The 22,397-nt window shown below is 70.3% G+C and carries 24 protein-coding genes; 14 read left to right on the top strand and 10 right to left on the bottom strand.

All coding sequences use genetic code 11. The features are described 5' to 3' along the window. The first annotated feature begins 150 nt into the window (after positions 1-150). From AB0G15_RS10135 to AB0G15_RS10105, 7 genes are all read left to right on the top strand, one after another. Entirely contained in the window at positions 151-1,644 is a 1,494-nt protein-coding gene (locus tag AB0G15_RS10135) for an Nramp family divalent metal transporter (protein WP_362837239.1), read from the top strand. Between the two features lie 308 nt (positions 1,645-1,952). Then, positions 1,953-2,642 (top strand): hypothetical protein, encoded by a 690-nt coding sequence (locus AB0G15_RS10130; protein ID WP_362837237.1) that lies wholly within the window; start codon positions 1,953-1,955, stop codon positions 2,640-2,642. 261 nt (positions 2,643-2,903) lie between these two features. Then, positions 2,904-3,818 carry a helix-turn-helix transcriptional regulator gene (locus tag AB0G15_RS10125; protein ID WP_362837235.1) on the top strand — a complete coding sequence of 305 codons (915 nt, stop codon included), beginning with the start codon at positions 2,904-2,906 and terminating at the stop codon, positions 3,816-3,818. Positions 3,819-3,933: 115 nt separating this feature from the next. Beyond that, a complete protein-coding gene (locus tag AB0G15_RS10120; protein WP_362837233.1) occupies positions 3,934-4,776 on the top strand; it encodes an SAM-dependent methyltransferase in 843 nt (280 codons plus the stop codon). Positions 4,777-4,971: 195 nt separating this feature from the next. After that, positions 4,972-5,430 (top strand): hypothetical protein, encoded by a 459-nt coding sequence (locus AB0G15_RS10115; protein WP_362837231.1) that lies wholly within the window; start codon positions 4,972-4,974, stop codon positions 5,428-5,430. 187 nt (positions 5,431-5,617) lie between these two features. Further along, the gene (locus tag AB0G15_RS10110; protein WP_362837229.1) at positions 5,618-6,205 is read left to right on the top strand and encodes a TetR/AcrR family transcriptional regulator; all 588 of its coding nucleotides are present in this window, start codon (positions 5,618-5,620) and stop codon (positions 6,203-6,205) included. A 147-nt stretch (positions 6,206-6,352) separates the two neighbouring features. Continuing rightward, positions 6,353-6,577 (top strand): hypothetical protein, encoded by a 225-nt coding sequence (locus AB0G15_RS10105; RefSeq protein ID WP_362687175.1) that lies wholly within the window; start codon positions 6,353-6,355, stop codon positions 6,575-6,577. Positions 6,578-6,750: 173 nt separating this feature from the next. Here the strand turns inward: AB0G15_RS10105 and AB0G15_RS10100 are convergent, their stop codons facing one another. Then, positions 6,751-7,935, bottom strand: a complete 1,185-nt coding sequence (locus tag AB0G15_RS10100) for an XRE family transcriptional regulator (RefSeq protein WP_362837227.1) — start codon at positions 7,933-7,935, stop codon at positions 6,751-6,753. Further along, positions 7,922-8,866 (bottom strand): hypothetical protein, encoded by a 945-nt coding sequence (locus AB0G15_RS10095; RefSeq protein ID WP_362837225.1) that lies wholly within the window; start codon positions 8,864-8,866, stop codon positions 7,922-7,924. Before AB0G15_RS10095 ends, AB0G15_RS10100 begins: the two co-directional genes overlap by 14 nt. Before the next feature lie 241 nt (positions 8,867-9,107). On the opposite strand from AB0G15_RS10095, the gene AB0G15_RS10090 reads away from it, so the two are divergent. Together AB0G15_RS10090 and AB0G15_RS10085 are read left to right on the top strand one after the other, a co-directional pair. After that, complete coding sequence (locus AB0G15_RS10090) at positions 9,108-9,320, top strand: hypothetical protein (protein ID WP_362837223.1); 213 nt, start codon at positions 9,108-9,110, stop codon at positions 9,318-9,320. Positions 9,321-9,629: 309 nt separating this feature from the next. Further along, a complete protein-coding gene (locus AB0G15_RS10085; protein WP_362837221.1) occupies positions 9,630-11,870 on the top strand; it encodes a family 2 encapsulin nanocompartment cargo protein terpene cyclase in 2,241 nt (746 codons plus the stop codon). A 120-nt stretch (positions 11,871-11,990) separates the two neighbouring features. Here AB0G15_RS10085 and AB0G15_RS10080 read toward each other — a convergent pair whose 3' ends face one another. Beyond that, complete coding sequence (locus AB0G15_RS10080) at positions 11,991-13,058, bottom strand: YihY/virulence factor BrkB family protein (protein WP_362837219.1); 1,068 nt, start codon at positions 13,056-13,058, stop codon at positions 11,991-11,993. A gap of 290 nt (positions 13,059-13,348) precedes the next feature. On the opposite strand from AB0G15_RS10080, the gene AB0G15_RS10075 reads away from it, so the two are divergent. Further along, positions 13,349-15,163 carry a hypothetical protein gene (locus AB0G15_RS10075; RefSeq protein WP_362837217.1) on the top strand — a complete coding sequence of 605 codons (1,815 nt, stop codon included), beginning with the start codon at positions 13,349-13,351 and terminating at the stop codon, positions 15,161-15,163. 94 nt (positions 15,164-15,257) lie between these two features. Here the strand turns inward: AB0G15_RS10075 and AB0G15_RS10070 are convergent, their stop codons facing one another. The 5 genes from AB0G15_RS10070 to AB0G15_RS10050 all read right to left on the bottom strand — a co-directional run bounded on the left by AB0G15_RS10070 (position 15,258) and on the right by AB0G15_RS10050 (position 18,115). After that, positions 15,258-15,593 carry a hypothetical protein gene (locus AB0G15_RS10070; RefSeq protein WP_362837215.1) on the bottom strand — a complete coding sequence of 112 codons (336 nt, stop codon included), beginning with the start codon at positions 15,591-15,593 and terminating at the stop codon, positions 15,258-15,260. A gap of 162 nt (positions 15,594-15,755) precedes the next feature. Next, entirely contained in the window at positions 15,756-16,376 is a 621-nt protein-coding gene (locus AB0G15_RS10065) for a histidine phosphatase family protein (protein WP_362837213.1), read from the bottom strand. Positions 16,377-16,483: 107 nt separating this feature from the next. After that, positions 16,484-17,062, bottom strand: coding sequence for a helix-turn-helix domain-containing protein (locus AB0G15_RS10060; RefSeq protein WP_362837211.1), 579 nt, complete (start codon positions 17,060-17,062; stop codon positions 16,484-16,486). A gap of 4 nt (positions 17,063-17,066) precedes the next feature. Further along, a complete protein-coding gene (locus AB0G15_RS10055) occupies positions 17,067-17,681 on the bottom strand; it encodes a carboxymuconolactone decarboxylase family protein (RefSeq protein WP_362837209.1) in 615 nt (204 codons plus the stop codon). A gap of 26 nt (positions 17,682-17,707) precedes the next feature. Continuing rightward, positions 17,708-18,115, bottom strand: coding sequence for a hypothetical protein (locus AB0G15_RS10050; protein WP_362837207.1), 408 nt, complete (start codon positions 18,113-18,115; stop codon positions 17,708-17,710). Between the two features lie 362 nt (positions 18,116-18,477). On the opposite strand from AB0G15_RS10050, the gene AB0G15_RS10045 reads away from it, so the two are divergent. Both AB0G15_RS10045 and AB0G15_RS10040 read left to right on the top strand, forming a co-directional pair. Next, positions 18,478-19,050, top strand: coding sequence for an RNA polymerase sigma factor (locus AB0G15_RS10045; protein ID WP_362687123.1), 573 nt, complete (start codon positions 18,478-18,480; stop codon positions 19,048-19,050). A gap of 2 nt (positions 19,051-19,052) precedes the next feature. Further along, positions 19,053-19,670, top strand: coding sequence for a hypothetical protein (locus AB0G15_RS10040; RefSeq protein ID WP_362837205.1), 618 nt, complete (start codon positions 19,053-19,055; stop codon positions 19,668-19,670). Between the two features lie 39 nt (positions 19,671-19,709). Here AB0G15_RS10040 and AB0G15_RS10035 read toward each other — a convergent pair whose 3' ends face one another. Further along, entirely contained in the window at positions 19,710-20,570 is an 861-nt protein-coding gene (locus AB0G15_RS10035; protein WP_362837203.1) for a LysR substrate-binding domain-containing protein, read from the bottom strand. 87 nt (positions 20,571-20,657) lie between these two features. Between AB0G15_RS10035 and AB0G15_RS10030 the strand changes: the two genes are divergently transcribed. Further along, complete coding sequence (locus AB0G15_RS10030) at positions 20,658-21,257, top strand: short chain dehydrogenase (protein ID WP_362837201.1); 600 nt, start codon at positions 20,658-20,660, stop codon at positions 21,255-21,257. Between the two features lie 103 nt (positions 21,258-21,360). Continuing rightward, positions 21,361-21,666: a hypothetical protein gene (locus tag AB0G15_RS10025; RefSeq protein WP_362837199.1), complete on the top strand. Its 306-nt coding sequence runs from the start codon at positions 21,361-21,363 to the stop codon at positions 21,664-21,666. Positions 21,667-21,844: 178 nt separating this feature from the next. Here the strand turns inward: AB0G15_RS10025 and AB0G15_RS10020 are convergent, their stop codons facing one another. After that, a complete protein-coding gene (locus AB0G15_RS10020; RefSeq protein WP_362837197.1) occupies positions 21,845-22,363 on the bottom strand; it encodes a DUF3841 domain-containing protein in 519 nt (172 codons plus the stop codon). Positions 22,364-22,397 lie beyond the last annotated feature (34 nt).

Here is a 22,397-nt window from a genome sequence, read left to right as displayed (position 1 = left end):
CTTCGGCGCGACCCGGTCGCCGGGAGCGCACGGGAGTCCAGGGCCAGGATCGGAAGGCGGCCGCGGGAACATCACGAATGGGGTCTTGTCGAAGTGCGGTCGAAGGATCACTGTCGGAGCAGGGGGGTTCCGCGACCCTGGAGGATCGCCATGACCGAAGTCACCCGGTCCCATCCGCTCGGAGTCAGCCGCCCGGATCTCGCCGTGGCGGACCTGCCCGAGCCTGAGGAGGTCTTCGGAGTCTCCCGGCTCGGCAAGAAGGAGTTGTTCAAGTTCGCCGTCGGTCCCAGCCTCATCGCGCTCGGCATCTCCATCGGCAGCGGCGAGTGGCTGCTGGGGCCGCAGGCCGTCGGCCAGTACGGGTTCGTCGGGGTGGGCTGGGTCATCCTGATCTCGGCCGTCCTGCAGACCTTCTACAACGTCGAGTGCTCGCGCTACGTCGTGGCCACCGGTGAGGCGCCGGTGGTCGGCTGGGGACGGGTCCCTCCCGGCTTCCAGCTCTGGGTGCCGCTCTCGGTCTTCGTCGTCATCTTCGCGTTCATCGCCGGAGGCTGGGCCGCCTCCGCCGGGCAGGGCGTCTACGCGCTCGTCCACGGGGAGATCGCGCCCGCCGGAGCCGAGGAACCCCGGCTGTGGGCGATCGGCCTGCTCCTGCTCGTCTTCGTCATCACCGCCGCCGCCCGCAGGATCAGCCGGGCCCTGGAACTCGCCAACTGGGGCATGATCAGCACGATCCTGGTCGCGCTGCTGGTCATCGACCTTTTCGTGGTGCCGTTCGAGATCTGGTGGGACGCGATCCGCGGTTTCGTCACCCCCGCGGCGCCACCGGCGGGGATCACCGCCACCCAGCTCGGCGCGCTGGCCGGGTTCACCGCGCTCGCCTCCGGGCTGAACTGGTACGTCATGGGCCACTACCGCGACAAGGGCTACGGCATGGGCTACCGGACCGGGTTCATCGCCGGGATGCGCGGGCCGAAGAGCGAGCTGCTGGCCAGCGGGGTGACCTTCCCCGACGACGAGGCCAACGCGGGCCGCTGGCGCCGCTGGTACCGCCTGCTGCTGATCGACATGTGGGGCGTCTTCTTCGTCGGTGCCGTCCTCGGGATGCTGCTGCCCACCATCCTGATGTCCAGGGCGGTCGAGCTGTCCGGCGAGCGGCCGACCCAGGAGAACGTCCCGACGTTCGTGGCGAGCGCCCTGGGCGACGAGTACGGCCAGGCCATGTTCGTCGGCGCGCTGGTCCTGGGGGTGCTGATCCTCTTCTCCACCCAGCTCGGCATCTTCGAGGCGATGGTCCGGGTGGTGACCGACGCCGCCCACGCCACCAGCCCCCGGCTGCGGGTGCTCATCGAGGGCGATCCCCGCAGGTTCTACTACCCGTTCATGTTCGGGCTGCTGGTGGTCATCGCCGTCGTCCTGCACCTGGCACTTCCGGTGAGCCTGGTGCAGTGGTCGGCCAACATGTCCAACCTGGGCGCGCTGATCTATCCGTTCATGCTCATGTACCTCAACGCCAGGTTGCCCCGCCCGGCACGTCCCCGCTGGTGGCACTACGTGATCCTGGTGCTGAACTTCCTGTTCTTCGGCTTCTTCTTCGTGAATTTCATCGCCGACTTCATCGGCGATCCGCTGGTCACCTTCTGATCCCTCCCCGGCCCGGCCGCTCCTGTCCTGGCGGGTCGTGTCCCCGCGTCCCCTGTCCCCGTGCGCCCTTGTCCCCGCGTCCCCGTCGGACCTCCGTCCCGGGGACGCGGTGCGACGTCGGGGGAGGGAGGCGGATGACGTCGGCTGAACCCGGCACGCCGGTTTTGCGTACCTGCTGGCGAAAGCGACCTCGAAACCGGTGGAGCGAGGCTGGACCCGATTCGTGGTCCCGGCTCGCGGCCGGGTGCGATCCGCCGTCGTGCCCGCCTGCCCTCGATGACGCGGACCTCCACGCTGGAAGGATTGGGATGGACGACATCACGGCCTCCGTCGGGACTCTTCGCCCCCGCTCCGGGGCCTCGTGTCCCTCGTGGTGCGAGCGCGAGCACTCCACCACGTACGTCACCCACGCGGCCGACATCGCCGAGCTGCGCAACCCCGACGGGTCCACGGTGACCGTCACGCTCTCCCAGCACGTCCAGCCGGGGTACGTGGGGGAGCAGGTGGTGCGCGTCTACACCTGCCTCGGTGAGGAGACCGGCATCGCCGACCTGTCCCCGGACTCCGCCGAGGCGGTCGGGCGCTCGATCGTCTCCTTCTCGCCCGACGGATCCATGCGCGCGTACGGGCTCGCCCTGCAACGGGCCGCCGCCCACCTGCTGCTTCCCGGGCTGGAGGTGTCCCGCGACGGGGCTTCGGCGGCGAGGCCGGTCAAGGGGCCCGGCCGGTCCTCCGCCGAGCCGCCCTCGCAGGAGAAGCTGTTCAGGATCGCGTTCCTGTCCGGCTACCTCAACGTGAGGAGCGCGCCGGGACCGTTGAGCGGGGGCGTGGTCGAGCGCCGTCTCAGCCGGGTGCTGTCGCCGAGGGAGACGAGCGAGCTGTGCGACATCGTGCGCGGTATGTTGTCGCGCCGCGCCGCCGCGAGCCGGGGAGCCTTCCGCGGCGACACGCACGGCGACACGCGCGAGGACACGTACGACCTCGCGTCGGGCCTGTAACGCCGAGCGACCTCGCGTCGGGAACGTGGCGCCGAGCGACCTCGCGTCGGCCTGTAGCGCCGAGCGACCTCGCGTCGGGAACGTGGCGCCGGGGAGTTTCGGACACGGTCCGCCAGGCGGGAAAGCGGTAAGAAGGAGATTTGTCTCGCTTGGCACTTGCGGTTGCAAGTGCAAACGCAAGTGCGTGCGCAACGGAGCTGTGCGAAACGCGGTGTATATGTGAAACTGTGGCACCCTAGGAAGGTGCGACAGGGAGCCCACATGGCCAGACAGGCCGCGGAAGACAACGGCGAGCAGGGCGGCGTTCTCGCGTACGCGGGCGGTGGCGGTCCCACTATCCTGCGGATTCTTCTGGGCGCCCAGCTGCGGAGGCTGCGCGTCGCCAAGGACATCACCCGAGAGCAGGCCGGTTACGCCATCCGCGCCTCCCACGCCAAGATCAGCCGGCTGGAGCTCGGGAGGGTCGGTTTCAAGGAACGCGATGTCGCGGACCTGCTGACAATGTACGGGGTGACCGATACCCGGGAAAGGGCTCCGCTGCTCACGCTGGCCCGCCAGGCCAACGCCCCCGGCTGGTGGCACAAGTACGGAGACCTGCTCCCCAACTGGTTCGAGGTCTACGTCGGCCTCGAAGAGGCCGCCTCGATCGTCCGGACCTACGAGGTGCAGTTCGTCCCCGGCCTCCTGCAGAGTCCCGAATACGCGCGGGCCGTCATCATGCTCGTGCACGGCGGCGCCACCGCGGACGAGGTCGACCGCCGCGTCGCGCTCCGCCTGGCCCGCCAGGAGCGTCTGACCAGGCCGGACGCCCCGACGCTCTGGGCCGTGATGGACGAGGCCGTGCTGAGGCGGCCTATCGGCGGGCCCCAGGTTCTGTGCGCCCAGATCGAACACCTGCTCGAGGTCGTCGAGCTGCCCAACGTCAGGCTGCAGATCATGCCGTTCGACCGGGGCGGTCACGCCGCGGCCGGTGGCCCGTTCTCCATCCTGCGCTTCCCCGAGCGGGACCTGCCCGACGTGGTCTACATGGAGCAGCTGACGAGCGCCCTCTACGTGGACAAGCTCGAGGAGACCGACCATTACATGCAGGTCATGGACCGTCTGTGCATCCAGGCGTACTCCGTCTCCGAGAGCAGGGAGTTCCTGCGCGAGCTCCGCGAGGAGCTCCCGGACTGACCGTGCTTGGCATGGTTTCAGAAGAATTGCGATGTTTGATGACTTAGAGCTGTCTTGTCCAGTTATTAAGCGAAATATCGGTTCATGATCTAAAGGCGTCGGTCGCTCGTCTACCATGCGGGAAAGACGTGGCGAAGGCGAGGATATGACTGAGCGCGAGCAGGCTCCGCCGGGAATCGACCCTACGGTCCCGAGCGTGGCCCGTATGTATGACTACTACCTGGGGGGTAAGGACAACTTCGCCTCCGACCGGATCGCCGGTGAGAAGATCGTCGAGTTCGTCCCCAACGTCAAGGACGTGGCGCGCTCCAACCGCGCCTTCCTCGGTCGTACCGTGCGGCATCTCGTCGCCGCAGGGATCCGCCAGTTCATCGACATCGGCACGGGTCTGCCGACGCAGGAGAACGTGCACCAGGTCGTCCTGCGCGAGGCGCCGGACTCCCAGATCGTGTACGTCGACAACGACCCCATCGTGCTCGTCCACGCCCGCGCGCTGCTCGCCGACAACGCGCAGACCGTCGTGATCTCCGGGGACCTGCGGGAGCCGGAGGCGATCCTCGAGCACCCGGACGTCCGCGAGCGCATCGACTTCGACCAGCCGGTCGCCGTCCTCATGGTGTCCATCCTGCACTTCGTCGCCGACGACGAGCAGGTCTCCGGCATCGCCGCCTCCCTCGGGAAGCGGCTGGTCTCCGGCAGCCACGTGGTGATCTCCCACGTCACCTCGGGCGACCTCACCGAGGAGCAGGTCAGCCAGGGCCGCGGCGTCTACGGCACGACCACCGCGGGCGGCATCTTCCCCCGTACCCTCACCCAGATCCGCGGTCTGTTCGACGGGCTGGAGATGCTCGAACCCGGCCTGGTGCCCGTATACGACTGGCGGCCCGACTCCGGCGACGTCGTCATCCCGCCGGGAGCAGGAGCCGTCACCGTGGGAGCCGTCGGACGCGTCCCGTAGGACCCCGTCCACCCCCGTCCGCGTTCCCCCGGGGAGCGCGACGGGGATCCCCGGGGCGCGTGGAGGGGGATCTCGAGAGCCCGCAACCGGACGGGGCCGCGGTCGCCGGCGCCCCGGCTCCCTCCGGGTCCCCTCGGCCGGCACCGGGTCGGGGGAAAGGGTGAACCCGCCGGAGCCGGTGAGCGTATCTGAAGGATGTTGACACATTCGCGCCAGACCGGTGTCGCCAGGAACGCCCGGGTGGTCGCCACGGTGATTCTCGCCCTGTCCTTCTCCCTCGCCTGCAGCGCGGACCAGCCCGTGAGTCCCCCCGCCGCGGCCGGAATCGCGGCACCCGCGGGCCCGCCCCCAACCGTCGAGCAGCTCGCCAAGAAGGTCGACTGCAAGCCCCGGATCCAGGTCGACGCGGTCGACATCCGGACGGGAGCCTGCAAGACCTCCGTCGGCCAGTTCTTCATCAGCACCTTCGTCACCCAGTCCGGCAAGGACCAGTGGATGGACCAGGCGCCGGAGTACAACCCGCACCTGGTCGGGGAGCTGTGGACCGTGCTCGGCGCCAGGAAGGTCCTGGACGAGTTGCGCGTGACGCTGGGCGGAGACCTGCACCTGACCGACCACCGGGTGACCCCGGCCCCCACGCCGCCCGCCGGGTGACGAGCGCGGCCGGCCCGCGCCGGGCGAACGCGCCAGGCGCGGGCCGGGGCCGCGGCGGGCCCGGGCACCCGCCGTCGGGGTACCGATTGCCATCCGTCGGGGTAGCGATTGCCATAGCGACGCTAGATATGCGAGCGGCGTTATTACTAGCGGGGACCGGCTCCATAGCGGTGCTAGCATCTGCGGGATGTCCACACAGGAGCGCCGCGAGCGCGAGCGGGCGCGACGCCACCGGCTGATCGTGACGGTCGCTCGCGAGCTGGCCGAGGCCGAGGGGTGGGAGGCGGTCACGACGCGCCGTCTCGCCGAGCGTATCGAGTACAGCCAGCCGGTCCTCTACAGCCACTTCGCGGGCAAGGACGCCATCGTGGCGGCCGTCGCCCTGGAGGGCTTCGCCGAGCTCACCGCCGAGCTGGGCAAGGCCCGCGCGACGGCCGGCACCCCGCGCGAGGCGCTCGCCGCCCTGATCCACGCCTACGCCGGCTTCGCCCGCCTGAACCCGTCGCTGTACGACGCCATGCTCACCCTCGCCGTCGACCTGCCCTTCGGCCGTCCCGGCACGCCCGCCCCGCTCCAGGCCGCCTTCGCCGAGTTCCGCGAGGCGATCGCCGCCTTCGCCGCCGGCCGCGACACCGGCATCCTGGCCGAGGTCGCCTGGGGTTCCGTGCACGGTCTCGTCACCCTCACCCGCAGTGGCCGTCTTCCGGCGGACCACCACGAGCGGCGGCTGGCGATGCTGATCGACCAGCTCGCCGCGTCCGCCGACCGGCGGTAGTGCCTCGGGTCCCCTCGCCCGGCGCGGGTGGTCTCGCGCACGCGTTTTCCCGCCGGGTTCCCGGGTTCTCAGGGAGGGCGAACTTTATCCCCGAATGAAATAGATACGGCATTGCCTGCTGATTCGCCGGTCCGTAGCATCCGTCCCATGTCCATCACACGTGAGTTCGCCTACGCATCGCCCTCGCGTCCCGCTGACGGCGAGTGCGTGTGGTATCGCTCCAAGGGCGATCTCTACGACCTGATTCGCACGGGCAGCGACGGAGATTTTCGCTATCACATCTTCCACGCCCGCGACGGCCGCTATCTCCAGGCCTTCGCCTCCTGGCAGGACGGCCTGGAGTGGATCAAGGAGCGGGTCGAGGACGAGTAGTGCGGTCCGGCCCGGGACACGCGGCCCCGGTGCTCGCCGCGCCGCACGCGGAACCCCGGGGCGAGCGGGATCCCGGACGCCCCCGGAGGGCACGGGCCTCCGGGGCGGAGCCGGGTGCTGGACGCCCTCCGGTGGGTACGGGCCTCCTGGGCAGGTGCCCGCCGGAACGGAGGTCAGGGCACCAGGCGCAGCGCGGGGCGCTGGTCGGGCAGGTCGAGCAGCTCGCGCACCCGGGAGACGGGCCAGGCCAGCTGGGCGGCGAGTCGCGCCATGGTGAGACCGGTCTCGGAGACGGCCAGGTCGAAGGCCCTGCGCAGCAGCACGGGCTGCTCGCCGGGATAGCCGCTGATCGGTTCGGCGGCGAAGCCCGGCTGGTCACGCAGTGTCTTGAGCCGCTGGTAGGCGCGGCTCGCCGCCGAATCGGAGATCAGGCCGACCTCGCGGCAGCGGTACAGCAGGGAGTCGACCGACACGCCCCAGGTGTGCTTGAGCTCGACCAGCCTGCGCAGGTCGAGGCGGCCGGGCAGCTCCGGCAGGATGCTGTCGCGCGGGGTCAGGAACTCGGCGGCGAAGACGTCGGCCTCCCGCTCCTGCTGGGTGTCTCCCGACGCGGTGTCGCCGTGCAGCACCAGGTGCCCCAGCTCGTGGGCGGCGGTGAAGCGGTAGCGGTGGATGTCGTCGAACCGGTTGGCGGTCAGCACCACGATCGGACGGGGCAGCTGGGAGGTGGAGAAGGCGTCCACCGTGGTGGCGTCCTCGTCGGGCGGCGGGAGGACCACGACGATCCCGTGGGCCTCCATGTGCCGGACGATGTGCGACAGCGGGCCGGTGCCCAGCCCCCAGAGCCGCCGCAGGGCGCGGGCGGCCTGGGCGGGGTCGCTGGGAAGCTCCACGCCGGAGTGGACCTCGCCGCCGGAGAAGCCGGGGAGGGCGACGTGCGGCAGCCTGACCTGCCGCTCCAAGGCGTGGGCCAGCTCCCACACCTGCTCGACGAAGGCCGCGGCCTTGGCCCGCTGGTGCGCGCGGGTGGAGCGCAGGCTCCTGAAGTGCGCCATGGACCCGTCCAGCTTGCCGTGCGGCCGGCCCAGCAGGAAGAACGCCGGCGGTACGCCGAGCGCGTCGGCCAGGCGGGGAACGAGGTCGGGCCGGGGACGGGTCATGCCCGTCTCGTACTGCCCCACCGCCGCGGGGGTGACGCCGACGCGTTCGGCCAGGTCCTTCTTGGTCATCCCCGCGAGCTGTCGCGCCTGGGTCAGCCGCCCCTGGTCGAACGCGTCCGCCACGGCCTGCGGGCTCGGCCCGCCGCTCCCGGAGAGGCCGGGAGCGCCGAACGGAGGGGTCTGGTTACGGTTGCTCATTGTCGCCGGTGACCACGGTTTCCTCGGGTGCCTCGCTGCTTACGGGGAAGATCTTGCCATTCTTCCGCTCGGCCGGAGACCTCGTGCTCAACGCGAGGGCCGGTACGAGGCCGTCGTCGAAGCGCGACGCGGCATCGGGCCCGGCCGTCCACAGGTCACGGACGGCCCCGGGGGAGGCGGCGGGCAGCGGGATCGGCTCGTGGTGCAGCCACCGGATCCTGCCGAACTCGTCGATGAGCTCCGCCTCGCCCCAGTAGAGCCGTAGCAGGCCGGCCTGCGCGTTGCCCGCGTAGGCGACCGGGACCAGCCGGGTGTCGCCGGGCAGCCCGGTGAGGGCGGGACGGACCGTGGCCGGCCCGTCCGTCCCGGCGGACAGGTCCAGCTCCTCCTGAGCGGGCCGGCCGGGCCGGCCGGGCTCCTCCCCGAGCGCCAGGTCCAGCTCCTCCTGGCGGTAGGAGGTCGCCGGGCCGAACCGGTCGAACAGCTCGCGCACCAGCGAGGAGATCCGGCCGTCGCTGACGCGGGCCTCGGAGATCGGCGTGCGGTCGTCCTCGGCGTAGCGGAAGGGCAGCAGCAGGTTGCCGCCCAGGACCACCAGGTGGTGCGGCGAGCCGTGCGGCCTGACCAGCTGGAAGCCCGGCTCGTCGCGCAGCCCTTCGGCGATCGCCTCGTAGCGCCTGGCCATCATGGTGAAGCCGTAGGTGTATCGCTTGTCGCTGTGCCCGGAACTCTGCGCGTCCTGCGCGTTGCCCATCGCCTCAAGCAGCGACGCGGCCAGCCGCCCGCGTACGGCCTCGGCGCGGTCGCCGAACCGCTCGCTCGCCCAGCTCGACATCCGGCCCGGCACCCGGTCCGCCCCCGGGCCGGGCACCCGGTCCGGCCTCGTCCGGTCCGGCCCCTCCTGGGACGACAACGACGACCCCGCGCCCATCGGCGACCTCCGCTCGGACTTCGTTCCGTGCCGGGCGACCGTCGCCGGCACTTCATTTCCGCGCATCATACTCCCGCCGAAGCTCTAGTTGATGTTGCGTGTCTCTCGTGTCGCGGGTCGTGACGGTCGGTTGCCCGGCGGGACCGCGGCCGGGGCGGTCCGGGCCGTCAGGGGTGAGGATCAGGGGTGGCGGGTGAAGAGACGGGGGTAAATGAACTGTGAACTGTCGGTGGGACAGGCCATGATTGCTCCCATCATGGTCATCTCCCCGTCCCTCCCGTTCACCGCCACGACGTCCCCGAGCGGCGACATCGTGGTCTTCTACGTCGGCACCGAGCCCCGCATGACGCCGGAGCAGGCGCTCGCGTTCGCCGACATGCTCCGTGACCTCGCGGCCGGCGTGCGACGTCCCGTCCTGGCCGGCGCGACGGCCGGCGCGCACCGGCTGTCCTGATCGAGGCCTCACCGGTCCTGGCCGGGTGATCGCCGGTTCCGACCGGCGCCCGCCCGTCCCCGCCCGCGGCCCCGTCCGGATCCTGGCCTCGGGCGGGGCCGGAGAGTGTCATGGGCGCACGGGTAGGCCGCGGGTATTCGTGGCAATCCCTTTCACTCTCCGTGGTCATTGCGTAACGTTCTGGCTGGCGAGGCGTCCGCAGGGCAGGCCGTCTCGCCGATCCGCCCACCCGCTACTCCGTCGCGGTCCCGGCGTCCGATGCCCAGGGCGTTCCCGAAAGCGTCGAAGTCAGATATGGAAGGACAGAACATGCAACCCTTCGAGCTCCCTGACTTCTACCTGCCGTATCCGGCCAGGCTGAACCCCCACGTGGAGACCGCGCGCGAGCACACCAGGGCCTGGGCGTACGACATGGGCATCCTCGACCCCGAGCTCGGCATCTGGGACGAGCACAAGCTCGACGCCATGGACTACGGGCTGCTGTGCGCCTACACCCACCCCGACGTCCCAGCCGCCGAGCTCGACCTCATTACCGACTGGTACGTGTGGGTGTTCTTCTTCGACGACCACTTCCTGGAGACCTTCAAGCGCAGCGGCGACCTGACCGGGGCCAAGCGATACCTCGACAGGCTGGCGGCCTTCATGCCGGTGCAGCCCGCGGGCCCTCCCCCCGAGCCGGAGAACCCGGTGGAGCGCGGCCTCGCCGACCTGTGGGCCCGCACGACCCCGGCCATGTCCGCCGACTGGCGGGCCAGGTTCGTCGAGAGCACGAAGAACCTCCTCGACGAGTCCCTGTGGGAGCTGGCCAACATCAACGCGGGACGCGTCGCCAACCCGATCGAGTACGTCGAGATGCGGCGCAAGGTCGGCGGCGCCCCCTGGTCGGCCAACCTGGTCGAGCACGCGGCGGGCGCCGAGGTCCCGGCCGCCGTCGCCGCGAGCAGGCCGATGCGCGTGCTGAGGGACACCTTCTCCGACGCGGTGCACCTGCGCAACGACCTCTTCTCCTACGAGCGGGAGGTCGGCGAGGAGGGCGAGCTCAGCAACGGCGTGCTGGTCTTCGAGCGCTTCCTGGGCTACGACACCCAGCGGGCCGCCGACGCCGTCAACGACCTGATCACCTCCCGGCTGCACCAGTTCGAGAACACCGTTCTCACCGAGCTGCCCCCGCTCTTCGAGGAGCACGGCCTGGACCTCAGGTCCCGCCTCGACGTCCTCGCCTACGTCAAGGGGCTCCAGGACTGGCAGTCGGGCGGCCACGAGTGGCACATGCGCTCCAGCCGCTACATGAACGGCGCCTCGCGGGCGGCCCCGGTGGCCCCGGCCCTGCTCGGCGGGCCGACCGGCCTGGGTGTCTCGGCGGCGCGCATCAGGCTGGCGCCCGGCATCACGGGACCGGGGGGCCTCAGAAGCCACACCCACGTCCCCCTCCGCAAGGTGGGGCCGCTGCCGCTGCCCGAGATCTACATGCCGTACACCGCCCGGATGAATCCCAACCTCGACGCCTCCCGCCGCAACGCCGTGGCATGGGCGCGCGAGATGGGGATGTTCGAGCAGCTCCCCGGTTTCCCCGGCCTGGCCGTCTGGACCGAGCACAAGCTCGACACCTACGACTTCGCCATCTGCGCCGGCGCCATCAATCCGGACGCCCCCGGTCCCGAGCTGGACATCTCGACGTTCTGGCTCACCTGGGGAACCTACGCCGACGACTACTTCCCGGTCGTGTTCGGGCCACGCCGCGACATGGCGGGCGCGAAGGTGTTCAACGAGCGGCTGTCGGCGTTCATGCCGCTGGACCTCTCCGCCACCCCGCCGCCGGTCAACCCGATCGAGCGTGGCCTGGCCGACCTGTGGTCCCGTACGGCGGCCCCCATGCCGGAGGCCGCGCGCGCCAGGTTCCGCCGGGCCGTCGAGGACATGACGGAGAGCTGGCTGTGGGAGCTGGCCAACCACATCCAGAACCGGATCCCCGACCCGGTCGACTACATCGAGATGCGCCGCAGGACCTTCGGCTCCGACCTCACGATGAGCCTGTCGCGGCTGGCCCACGGCAAGGCGGTGCCGCCCGAGATCTACGACACCCGGACGATGCGCGGCCTGGACGACTCGGCCGCCGACTACGCCTGCCTGGTCAACGACCTCTGCTCGTACCAGAAGGAGATCCAGTTCGAGGGCGAGCTGCACAACTGCGTCCTGGTGGTCCAGGACTTCCTGAGCTGCGACGCGCGGCAGGCCGCCGACATCGTCAACGACCTGATGACGTCCCGGATGCGGCAGTTCGAACACATCGTCGCCACCGAACTCCCGGCTCTCTTCGACGACTTCGACCTCGACGGGGAGGCCAGGGAGACGCTCGACGGATACGTGGCGGAGCTGCAGGACTGGATGGCCGGCGTGCTGCTGTGGCACATGAAGACGCGCCGCTACGACGAGTCCGAGCTGCACTACCCGCCCGCGACGGTCCGCCCGGTCGGCGCCCCCGCCGGTCTCGGCACCGCGGCCGCGCGCGTCGGATCGCCGTTACGGGTGGTGCCGGCTCCGCTCCCCTGACAGGACGGGGGGCCGGGGCCGTCCCGCTGTCTCCCGGGCGGGGCCGGCGCGGCCGGTGGGCGAGGGCGGCCTTGTCGGCTCGCCGGCCTTATGGAAGGTCGCGGCTGCCCGCCTGCGAGGTCAGCGCACTCGCCGCGTTCTGAAGTCGTACCTGCGCGGCCCGGCTCGCGGCGGTGCCTGCGCCTGTGGTTCCGCCTCGGGTTCCCCCTCCGGTTCCGCCTGCGCCGGTGGCTCCGCTTTGATCTCGGGGATCGCCGGCGCGGTGACGACCTCCGTGCGCGGCTCGCCGACGGGCCGCCGCGTGGTCAGGTCGATGACCGTTCCGTAGCGGCTGGTCGCGGCGTGCGAGGTGGCGAACAGGATGAGCACGTTCACCAGTTTCAGGAACAGCAACATGCCCACCGCGCCCGCGACGACCTGGTACGCCGGACTCGCCGAGCTGAAGTTGAGGTAGACCTGTCCGATCGTCTTCAGCAGTTCCAGCCCGATGGTGATGACCAGGGCCGGTCCGATCACCCGCCGCGGCGACAGGCGTAGCCGAGGGGGCAGCGTCAGCAGCGCCGTCGACAGCAGGAGGTTCACGCAGATGCCGAGCACGAAGGCGACCGTGGACAGTGCCCACTGCGCCGGTAGCGCGTCGACCCCGATCGTCTGCCCGGCCAGCCAGGTCAACGCGGTCTGGGCGCCGAAGGACAGGGTCAGCGAGATCGACAGCAGCAGCCCGAGCGTGACCAGTACGGCCAGGTCGATCAGCCACCGGAGGAAGAAGTCGCCCGGATACTGCTCCAGGCCCCAGACCGCCCGCATGGAGGAGCGCATCGAGTCGATCCAGAACAGGCCGGTCAGCGGGAGGCCGAACGAGGCGATCAGCCCGGCCGTGTCCCGCGCGTCGCGCAGGGCCTGCACGTCCAGCCGCGGGAACGTGTCGCTCAGGTATCCCTCCACCTGAGCGATCGCGGCGGGCGTGTCCAGCACGTGACCCATGATCACGAAGGCCAGCAGGGCCAGCGCGAAGATGGCGTAGAACGCGTAGTAGGTCATGCCCGCGGACAGGCGGCCCGCGTCGGTGCGGTCGTAGTGGACGGCGGCCCGGACAAGATGGTCGAACCAGCCGCACCGGTGCCGCGCCGCGGCCCATGCCCTGACGAACCCGCTGGTCCACCGGCTCGCCTCGGGGGTGGCCTTCATGACGGCGCACTCTACCCTCAAGCGGGCGTTCTACCGCTTGCGAACCGGCCGATCGTGGTGACATCCGGAGCGACGCGGCTCGCCGCCGCTCCCCGGAAGCGGACCCTGAATCTGGCCCGATCCCCAACGAGCCGACAAAGGTGTCGTTCTGCCGTAGCGCGAGACGCGATTAACCGTATAGAAATACGACATCACTTCGTTTAAGGCTTGACGTAAGCGCGGCGGCGGCGAGAGAGCGCTCTCTCGGCATCCCGGTGACGTCACGCCGCCCGTTCTCGATAGGCAGGTCGATGAGAACAGCTCGTGACCAGCATGGACGTGCGACGTCGCGCGCACGCAGAGGCATCTTCTCCGTCCGTCTCCTCGCGCTGGCCACCTCGGTGGCGGCGCTCACCGCCACGGGGCTGGTGTCCGTGGCCGGCCCCGCCGCCGCGCATCCGGGCGGGGCACCGGACTTCGGGCCCAACGTCTTCGTGTACGACCCGTCGACACCCGCCACCCAGATCCAGGCCAAGCTCGACGAGATCTTCGCGCGGCAAGAGAACAACGAGATGGGCACGAACCGGTACGCGGTGCTGTTCAAGCCCGGCCGCTACGACGTCAACGCCAAGCTCGGCTACTACACCACCGTCGCGGGGCTCGGCCGGTCGCCCGACGACGTCGACATCAACGGCGCGGTCCGGGTCGTCGGCCGGCCCGACCCGAGCTCCGAGGCCGGCATCTCCGCGCTCACCAACTTCTGGCGCTCCGCCGAGAACCTGTCCGTGACGCCGACCGACTGGTCGAACCAGTGGGCGGTGTCGCAGGCCTCCCCGATGCGGCGGGTCCACATCCGCGGCACCCTCTGGCTGGAGCCCGGGAACGGCGGTTTCTCCAGCGGCGGGTACATCGCCGACTCGAAGATCGACGGGGTCACGATCAACGGCTCGCAGCAGCAGTGGCTGACGCGCGACAGCCGGCTCGGCGACGCCTGGACCAACGGCGTCTGGAACCAGGTGTTCTCCGGCGTGGTGGGCGCCCCCGCGGAGGGTTTCCCGAGCCCGCCGTACACGACGTTGCCCACCAGTCCCGTGACGCGTGAGAAGCCCTTCCTGTACGTCGACGACGCGGGTGCCTACCGGGTCTTCGTCCCGGCCCTGCGCCGGAACACCTCGGGCACGACCTGGGCCGACGGTCAGCAGCAGGGGTCGTCGCTGCCGATCCGCGACTTCTTCATCGCGAAGCCGACCGACAGCGCGTCCAGGATCAACCAGCAGCTGTCGCGCGGCAAGCACCTCCTGCTCACCCCGGGCGTCTACCACCTCGACCGGGCGCTGCGCGTCAAGCACAAGGACACGGTCGTGCTCGGCCTGGGCATGCCCAGCCTGGCTCCGGACACCGGCGACGCGGCACTGCGGATCGAGGACGTGGACGGCGTCCGGATCGCGGGCGTGCTCGTCGACGCCGGGCGGCGCGAGTCCGAAGCGCTGGTCGAGGTCGGCGACCGCCACAGCCGCCGGGACCACTCCGGGAACCCGATCTCGCTGCAGGACGTCTTCTTCCGCATCGGCGGACCCTGGGTGGGCAAGGCGAAGACGAGTCTCGTGATCAACAGCGACGACACGATCGTCGACAACATCTGGGCGTGGCGCGGCGACCACGGCAACGGGATCGGCTGGACGCAGAACACGGCCGACACGGGCGTCGTGGTCAACGGCGACGACGTGACGGCGTACGGGCTGTTCGTCGAGCACTACCAGAAGTACCAGACGATCTGGAACGGCGAGAGGGGCCGGACGATCTTCTACCAGAGCGAGATCCCCTACGACCCGCCGAGCCAGGCCGCCTGGAACAGCCCGACCGGCAAGGGCTGGGCCTCCTACAAGGTCGGTCACAGGGTGCGGAACCACGAGGCGTGGGGCATGGGCGTCTACTCCTTCTTCAACCAGGGGGTGGACATCCGCGCGGACCGCGGCATCGAGGTTCCGAAGACGCCGGGGGCCAGGTTCCACAACATGGTCACGGTCTTCCTCAACGGCAGCGGCGGCATCGAGCGCACGATCAACGAGGCGGGCACTCCCGTCGTCGGCTCGTACGGGACGAGCAACGTCGTCAGCTACCCCTGACCCGGCCCCCTCGTCCGCGGGCGTGACCCCGCCCGCGGACCCCGTGCCGACCGTCCGCCGGCGCCGACCCGGATCCTTCCGGGCCGGCGGACGGTCACCTCTCCCGCGCCGGCGGCACGGCCACCCTCGGCCCGCGCAGCAACCACCACAGGAACGAGGCCTGGACCAGCCCGGCGGCGGTGAGCAGCAGCAGATGCGCGCTAGCGGGAATCGTCTCCGCGGGGATCATCATCACCAGCCACGAGAGCGGCAGGGTCACCAGGATCAGCATGACCGCCGACAGGCCCTGGTTCTCCGGCTGGCGCATGCCGACCTCGGCGAAGACGTGCGCGGCGATGACGAGCAGGACGTAGAGGCCGCTGACGACGAAGGCGAGGGTGCCCCGCCTGTACCGGGAAACGAAACGGGCCACACCGTGAACTGGTCTCATGACCCCGACTCTGCCCCAGCGCCGCCGCCGAAGTCCCGGTACGGACACCTGACCTGTCCCGGTACGGATACGCGGAACCGAAGGCCCGAACCGGCCGCCATCGTGTCCCCACCGTGTCGCCGCCATGCCGCCGCCATGCCGCCGCCACGGCCAGGCCGTGCCTCACACGCGCGGCATGTTGGGGAAACCGGTCCAGCGCAGCCCGGGGGGCAGGTGGCTCATGTCGTTGAAGAAGAGGACGGTCGAGGGGCGGCCCGGCGCGTACCGGATGACCGTCAGCGCCGCGTTGCAGTGGTTGAGCCCCAGCCACCGCCACCGCGGGGCGTCCTGCGCGGCCCGCACGAGCCAGCCGGCCAGGAAGTTGTGGGTGACGACCAGCTCGTGGCGGTCCGCGTCGCCCTCCACCGGGCCCGTCAGCCGTTCCAGCGCCTCGCGGGCCAGCGCCTCGCCGCGCTCGCGCTCCTCGGCCGGGAACAGGCCGAGGAAGCGGAGCAGGTGGTCGGCCGCCTCAGGCGGCAGCTCATCCCCCTCCGGCGTGTAGGGAACGTAGTCTCCGGCGGCCTCGGAGACGTGCAGGGGGACGCCGTCCAGCTGCTCGCCGATCAGCCGTGCGGTCTGGCCGGCCCGGGGCAGCGGACCGTGGTGGATCGCCGAGAGGGGAACATCCCGCAGCCGCCTGCCGAGCAACGCGGCCTGCCGGCGGCCGTTCTCCGTCAGCTCGCCCTCGACCGGCGAGGCCTCGCCGTGCCGGGTGAGATACAGGTAGCGGGAAGAGTACGGCACAGTGATCCTTTCACCTTCGGGGCGACACCATACCGATTCTCCCCATCCGGGCGTCCACCGGTCCGCGGTGCCCATGGCCGGCCACGTCGCGGGCCGCCGTGCGCCGCTCAGGGGCGGAACGCGTTGAGCACCATGTGCCCGTAACGGCGCCACAGGGCCTGGTCCCACCGGTCCAGGGTGATGAGCTGCCTGATCACTCCGCAGAGGACGACACGCAGGTCCAGCTCGCCGGCGTCCTGACGGATCCGGCCGGAGGGTTTGGCGGCTTCGACGAGCCGGCCGATCAGTTCCAGGAGGCGGCCGGCGGGGACGAGCCTGCCCTCGAAGAACGCGGCGGCGAGCCCCCGGTTGCGGGTGAGGTATTCGAGCAGGTCGGGGAGGTAGTCGTGGAGTCCCTGGTAGGCGTCGTCGCTGTCGAGCGCGGCGAGCGTACGTTGCTCCAGCTGCTGGAACTGCTCCTGGACGATCGCGACGATCAGGTCGTCCTTGGTGGGGTAACTCCGGTACACGGTCGCCCGGCCGACCCCGGCCCGTTCCGCCACCTGGGGCACCGTCATCTGGAGGCCGTGCTGGGCGAGGAGTTCCCGGGCGGCCGCGATCACCCTTTCGTGGTTGCGGCGGGCGTCCAGACGCCGATGGGAGCGGTCCGGTCCGATCGGCGGCCGGATGATGTCGGGCGAAGTCATGGAATCAGTGTGCCCCGGCATCGTCGCCGTGCTCACCCGGGATGCCGGCCGAGCCGGGCCGGGAGGCGTCGGATCCGCCGGCGAGCACCGGTTCGCCGGCGCCGTACACCTTGGTGAGCTCGACATCGAGCACGGTGCAGACCCGGCTGAACGACCAGTAGTAGCCGGCGACCTGAAGGACCTCCACGATCTCGCGCTCGGTGAGGAACCGCCGCGCCTGGTCGAAGAGCTCGTCGGACACGGCGGGCCGCCGCACCACCTCGGCGGTGAACCGGATGAGGGCCCGGTCGGAGGCCGGTAGCTCGGGACTGTCGAGTTCCCTGTCGCGAATGAGCCGCCGGGTGCGCTCGTCGACACCGGCCGCCTCCGACATCGGCCGGTGCTGGGCCGCGACGAACTCGCACTCGGCGTACTCGGCCACGGTCAGGATCACGAGCTCCCGCGAGCGGGGCGGCAGCTCCAGCGAGCCGAACTGCGCCTTCGCGAGCCGGATGAACGGCTTCACGGTGCCGGCCGAGTGGGTCAGCATCTTGACCAGCGGGTCCGGCGGCAGGGCGGCGAGGAATTCGCGTACGTCGTCCGGGACGTTCTTCGGATCGGGATCCGCAAGACGGGGCATGTTCTTCTCCACTCTCTTCAGGTCGGTCAGCGGGTCTCGTCCGGGTCTTCAGGTCGGTCAGCGGGTCTCTCGTCCGGGCCGACGGAGAACCCCGTCTCGCTGAGTCGCTGGAAGCGGCCGTCCTCGGCGTAGGAGCCGAAGACGGAGACCTCCCGCCGGAGGGTGGAACCGTCCACCATGGTGATCTCGAAGACATGCCGCTCGGCATAGGTGGGACCGTCCCGGAGCTCGTCGAGCACGGTCACCGTGCCGCTGGCGATCCGGCTCCGGGTGGCGGCCACCATCTCGGCGAACGCGGCCCGATCGAGCGATGTCCCGTCACTGCGGTGGGTGTAGCCGGGGGCGTAGTACTTGTCCAGGGCCTCGTTCAGCTCAAGCCTGGGCTCGAAGACCAGCTCCCGGAGGGCCTCGCTGATGCGCGAATGCTTCGTCACTCGAAATTCCTTCTGTACGGCGACTCGACATAGAAGCGGACTCATGGGTCCGTTTAGTGACGAACAGTACCGGACTCATGAGTCCGTTTTAAGTGGATTCGAGGGATAGTGACCATCGTCATACCTCTGGTGGCGCTCCCCGCACCGCCGACGACCTGGCCGTTCAGGGCCCGCTCGACGGCTTCGGCGCCGGAAGGCCGTCGTCGGGGGAGAGCGTCACCCACCGGACGGGCGCGACGATGATCGTTCCTTGCGCGTCCCGTATCGGCCGCGTCCCCGTGACGTGGTGACTGCCCGATGAAGGATTTCGGCCCGGCGCGGTAACTACAGGTGACCTCATACGCCAGGAAAGGCCAACATGTATGACAATCCCCCGCGAAGTCATCGAGGTCGATGACGCGACCCTCATCGAGAGGTCGCTGAACGACCCCGAGATCTTCGCCGTCCTGTTCGACCGGCACGCGCCACTCCTGCACCGCTACGTGACCAGGCGACTGGGGCCCAGCGAGGCGGAGGACGTCGTGGCGGACACCTTTCTGGCCGCCTTCCAGCGCCGGAGCGATTACGACAGGGGCCGCTCCGACGCCCGCCCGTGGCTGTACGGCATCGCCTCCAACGTGATCGGCAAGCGGCGGCGCACCGAGACGAACCTCTACCGCGCGTACATCCGCAGCGGCGTGCATCCGGCGGAGATACCCGGCCTCCAGGTGGAGGACGGAATCAACACCCTCGCCGTCAACCGACCGCTGGCACGGGCCCTGCTGGGACTCAAACGAGCCGATCGCGATGTGCTGCTGCTCGTCGCCTGGGCCGAACTGAGTTACCAGGAGGTCGCCGACGCGCTCGCCATCCCGCCGGGCACCGTCGCCTCGCGGCTCAACCGAGCCCGCCTCCAGATCCGCCAAGCCCTGAACCAGGAAGAACGAGGAGAATGACGATGGACGAACTGAAGGCCATGTGGGAGAGCATCCCGCCGGCCACCCCGGGGGAACTCGCCGGGGCGCGGCGGCGGCTCCTCGACGGGATGCACCCCCGGCGGCGGTTCGTCACCGCCCCCCGGCTGCTGGTCGCGGCCGGTGTCGCGGCGGCGGCCGCCGGCACAGTGCTGATCGTCGGAAACGACACCCCCGCCTACGCGCTGGCCGAGAGCTCGGACGGCACGCTCACGGTGACCGTCAACGAACTACGTGACCCCGAAGGGCTGCAGGCCAAGCTGGGCGCGGCCGGAGTCAGGGCGGACGTGACGTTCCTGGCCGCGGGCACGCGGTGTGCGGCTCCCCGGTTCGCCGGTGTGGACCCGACCTACGACGGGCCGCCCACCACCGGACCGGAGGAGCTGCGTGCGCTCGCGAACGAATCGCGTTCGCTCAAGGCCGCCGCGGTGACCTCCATACGGACGATCCGGATCTCCCCCGAGCACATCAGGCCGGGCGAGACGCTCGTGATGGAGTTCCGCGACAACCCGGACGCCCAGGCGCCCTGGCGACTCGGCAAGTGGCTGGCCCAGGCGAACACTCCCGTGCAACCGTGCACGCCCGTCGAGGACACCGGCTGAGGGGTTCTTGCCGGCACGGTCCGGCCGGGCACGCCGCTGCTAGGACGCCAGCTGCCGTTGCACCAGCAGGCGGAAGGTCTCGGTCGCGGGATGGGAGGGGCTGCTCGGCCACACCAGATACACCGTCACCGGGGCGGCATCGGACAGGGGCAGGTAGCGGATGCCCGGGTGGGGGTGGTTGTAGCCGATGCCCGCGGTGGTCACCCCGACGGCTTCCCCGGTGGCGATGGCGGTGAGCCATTCGTCCACGCCCGGCACCTGGAAGGTCGGGGGCCGCTGGGCGTCGGGCCACAGATCGGCGCGCGTGGTGGAGGCGGTCGAGCACAGGACGACGGGCCGGTCCGCGAGCTCGGCCAGGCGCACGGCCGGGCGCCGGGCGAGCGGGTGCTCCTCGGACACGGCCGCCATGCGCTGCTCGCGGATGAGAGAGCAACTCGCCAGGCTGGGATCCGGGGTGGGTTCGGCGCGCAGGAAGGCCACGTCGGCCTCGCCTCGCCGTACGGCCGTCTCGGGGTCGTCCACGCGCCGGATGTGCACGGGTGTGTCGGGGTGGCGGTCACGCCAGGCGCGAAGGAGGGGAACCGTGTGGCTGCCCAGCGCTGACCAGGCGAAGGCCACCCGGATGGGGCGCGGCCGCTTCCCGGCGACCGCCTCGGCCAGCGCGGTGTCCACCTGGTCGAGAATGCGGCGGGCGTGCTCCCACAGTCGCCTCCCGGCGTCGGTGAGGGCGAGGCTGCGGGTGGTGCGCTCCACCAGCTGGGTGCCCAGACGGCTCTCCAGCTGCTCCAACGTGCGTGAGAGCGCGGGCTGGCTCATGTGAAGGGTGAGCGCGGCGCCGGTGATGGTGCCCTCGTCTCCGATCGCCGCCAAGGCGCGGAGATGCCGCAGTTCCACATTCATAATCGCTCCACATTCATAATCGCCGAGCATAAATGCCGCCCGAAGAGCATTTCACCGCCGGCTTCGTACCGCCGTAACGTTGTCGCCATGAAGATCCTCCTCATCGGCGCCGGCGGCACACTCGGCACCGTCCTGCGCGAGACCCTGCTCGGGCGTGGCCACGACGTCCTCACCGTCGGCCGAAGCAGCGGCGACCTCCGCCACGACATCTCCGACCCCACTCAGATCACGGCACTGTACGCAAGGACGGGTGCGGTCGAGGCCGTGGTCAGCGCTGCCGGCCACGTCCCCTGGAAGCCGTTCGCCGAGATGACGCCAAAGGACTACCAGGCGGCGTTCGACGGCAAGGTGCTCAGCCAGATCGAGCTGGTGCGTCAGGGTGTTCCCCACGTCTCCGAGCGCGGGTCCTTCACACTGATCAGCGGAGTGCTGGCTCGTGAGCCCGTCGTCACCGGCAGTGCCGCCTCCATGGCCAACGGAGCGGTGGAGGCGTTCGTGCGGGCGGCCGCCATCGAAATCGCCCCCCAGCGGATCAACGCCGTCTCCCCGACGGTCTTCACCGAGGACCTCGACAAGTACGGGGCCTACTTCCCCGGCTTCCCGCCGGTGGACCTCAAAGATGTCGCCGCGGCTTACGTCCGCTCGATCGAAGGTGCCCAGACCGGCCAGGTCTACTCCCTTCCGTAGGGCCCGCGTTCCGTATGTGTCCCGTACCCCGGTTCGTCTGGCGCGGATCTGGCACGCGATCGCTTGCCTGTGCTTACGTGTTCGTGTGAGTCATGATCCGGACATGGGCAGGCGTCTCGAACCTGTCGCGGCGAAGACGAACCCGGCGGCCGGCAAGGCGAAGTACGTCACGCCGGTCCTTGCCCTGGGCGCGGTCCTTCTTCTGCTCGCCAACTGGCTCATCGTCGCCGCGATCCTGGGGCGCGACTGCGTCGTGTCGTACGGGGGCGGCAACATCACGGAATGCGGTGGCGGGCTTTCGGAGGAGGAGATGTCCGCCGCATCGGGACCGATCGCACTGGTGGTGCTTGTCATCCAGATAGGGCTGATCGTTCTGGTGAGCCGGCGCGTCCGCTCCGGCCCGCGGTGAGGTTGCAGGGCCGGCGACGGCGCGCCTTGATGCGGCGGGTGCGCGAAGGCGAGGGCCATTGGAGTTCGGTCGTTGGATCGTCCGTGAACGCGTTCCCTCGGCGACCGGTGCTCGACGGACTGTGAGGGCTGGTCCAGCGGGTGGTCCCGCCCGCGCCGACCCGGTGCACGGTGCACGGTCAGGAGCTGACTCCGCCGCCCTCGGCCTCCTCCTCTTCCGGCCTGAACGGCTCCAACGGGCGGGCACCGAGAACCCATCCGGCCGCGACACGCGCAAGGCACGCCTGCGTCTCGTCGAGCTCCTCTCGGTCGATCGCCCAATCCATGTCCGGCGACCCCTCGCCCATGATGATCGCGTACATGAAGTCGTTCCAGCGCCCGTACGAGCTGAGCAGGACGACCTCGTCCGGCACGTCCAGGTCGAGCACCACGTAGCGGGCGTACTCCTCCGGGGTCTGCGGGCAGAGAAGCATTTCCGCCGCCAGCGCCACGCCGTTGTCGCCGGTGTCCGGCCCGGCCCACGCCCACACCGGCGGCCGGCCTTCACTGTCGAGGCCACGCCGTGCCATCTCCGCCACCATCTCCTCGTAGCAGGCCCGGTAGTTTCCGGCCATGATCCGGTCCCAGTCCCCGACCAGCTCGCCGGCATCCTCCAGCGACGTGAGAACCGCTCGATGCTGGACCGTCCACAAACGCATCGGGCAATTGTGCCGGTGTGGGAACAGAGCGATC

Source organism: Streptosporangium sp. NPDC023825 (genome assembly GCF_040639575.1).
In the GTDB taxonomy this organism is placed as follows: Bacteria; Actinomycetota; Actinomycetes; order Streptosporangiales; family Streptosporangiaceae; genus Streptosporangium.
Note: the sequence above shows the minus strand (reverse complement) of the source record. Positions and strands in the feature narration are given on the sequence as shown.

Excerpts from the sequence above, each read along its gene's own strand:
- AB0G15_RS10030 (WP_362837201.1), top strand. The coding sequence starts at position 20,658 with ATGAAGATCCTCCTCATCGGCGCCGGCGGCACACTCGGCACCGTCCTG.
- AB0G15_RS10115 (WP_362837231.1), top strand. The coding sequence starts at position 4,972 with ATGTTGACACATTCGCGCCAGACCGGTGTCGCCAGGAACGCCCGGGTG.
- AB0G15_RS10130 (WP_362837237.1), top strand. The coding sequence starts at position 1,953 with ATGGACGACATCACGGCCTCCGTCGGGACTCTTCGCCCCCGCTCCGGG.
- AB0G15_RS10045 (WP_362687123.1), top strand. The coding sequence starts at position 18,478 with ATGACAATCCCCCGCGAAGTCATCGAGGTCGATGACGCGACCCTCATC.
- AB0G15_RS10035 (WP_362837203.1), bottom strand. The coding sequence starts at position 20,570 with ATGAATGTGGAACTGCGGCATCTCCGCGCCTTGGCGGCGATCGGAGAC.
- AB0G15_RS10025 (WP_362837199.1), top strand. The coding sequence starts at position 21,361 with ATGGGCAGGCGTCTCGAACCTGTCGCGGCGAAGACGAACCCGGCGGCC.
- AB0G15_RS10055 (WP_362837209.1), bottom strand. The coding sequence starts at position 17,681 with ATGCCCCGTCTTGCGGATCCCGATCCGAAGAACGTCCCGGACGACGTA.
- AB0G15_RS10075 (WP_362837217.1), top strand. The coding sequence starts at position 13,349 with ATGAGAACAGCTCGTGACCAGCATGGACGTGCGACGTCGCGCGCACGC.
- AB0G15_RS10105 (WP_362687175.1), top strand. The coding sequence starts at position 6,353 with ATGTCCATCACACGTGAGTTCGCCTACGCATCGCCCTCGCGTCCCGCT.
- AB0G15_RS10100 (WP_362837227.1), bottom strand. The coding sequence starts at position 7,935 with ATGAGCAACCGTAACCAGACCCCTCCGTTCGGCGCTCCCGGCCTCTCC.
- AB0G15_RS10080 (WP_362837219.1), bottom strand. The coding sequence starts at position 13,058 with ATGAAGGCCACCCCCGAGGCGAGCCGGTGGACCAGCGGGTTCGTCAGG.
- AB0G15_RS10060 (WP_362837211.1), bottom strand. The coding sequence starts at position 17,062 with ATGACTTCGCCCGACATCATCCGGCCGCCGATCGGACCGGACCGCTCC.
- AB0G15_RS10090 (WP_362837223.1), top strand. The coding sequence starts at position 9,108 with ATGATTGCTCCCATCATGGTCATCTCCCCGTCCCTCCCGTTCACCGCC.
- AB0G15_RS10110 (WP_362837229.1), top strand. The coding sequence starts at position 5,618 with ATGTCCACACAGGAGCGCCGCGAGCGCGAGCGGGCGCGACGCCACCGG.
- AB0G15_RS10095 (WP_362837225.1), bottom strand. The coding sequence starts at position 8,866 with ATGGGCGCGGGGTCGTCGTTGTCGTCCCAGGAGGGGCCGGACCGGACG.
- AB0G15_RS10070 (WP_362837215.1), bottom strand. The coding sequence starts at position 15,593 with ATGAGACCAGTTCACGGTGTGGCCCGTTTCGTTTCCCGGTACAGGCGG.
- AB0G15_RS10020 (WP_362837197.1), bottom strand. The coding sequence starts at position 22,363 with ATGCGTTTGTGGACGGTCCAGCATCGAGCGGTTCTCACGTCGCTGGAG.
- AB0G15_RS10135 (WP_362837239.1), top strand. The coding sequence starts at position 151 with ATGACCGAAGTCACCCGGTCCCATCCGCTCGGAGTCAGCCGCCCGGAT.
- AB0G15_RS10120 (WP_362837233.1), top strand. The coding sequence starts at position 3,934 with ATGCGGGAAAGACGTGGCGAAGGCGAGGATATGACTGAGCGCGAGCAG.
- AB0G15_RS10125 (WP_362837235.1), top strand. The coding sequence starts at position 2,904 with ATGGCCAGACAGGCCGCGGAAGACAACGGCGAGCAGGGCGGCGTTCTC.
- AB0G15_RS10040 (WP_362837205.1), top strand. The coding sequence starts at position 19,053 with ATGGACGAACTGAAGGCCATGTGGGAGAGCATCCCGCCGGCCACCCCG.
- AB0G15_RS10085 (WP_362837221.1), top strand. The coding sequence starts at position 9,630 with ATGCAACCCTTCGAGCTCCCTGACTTCTACCTGCCGTATCCGGCCAGG.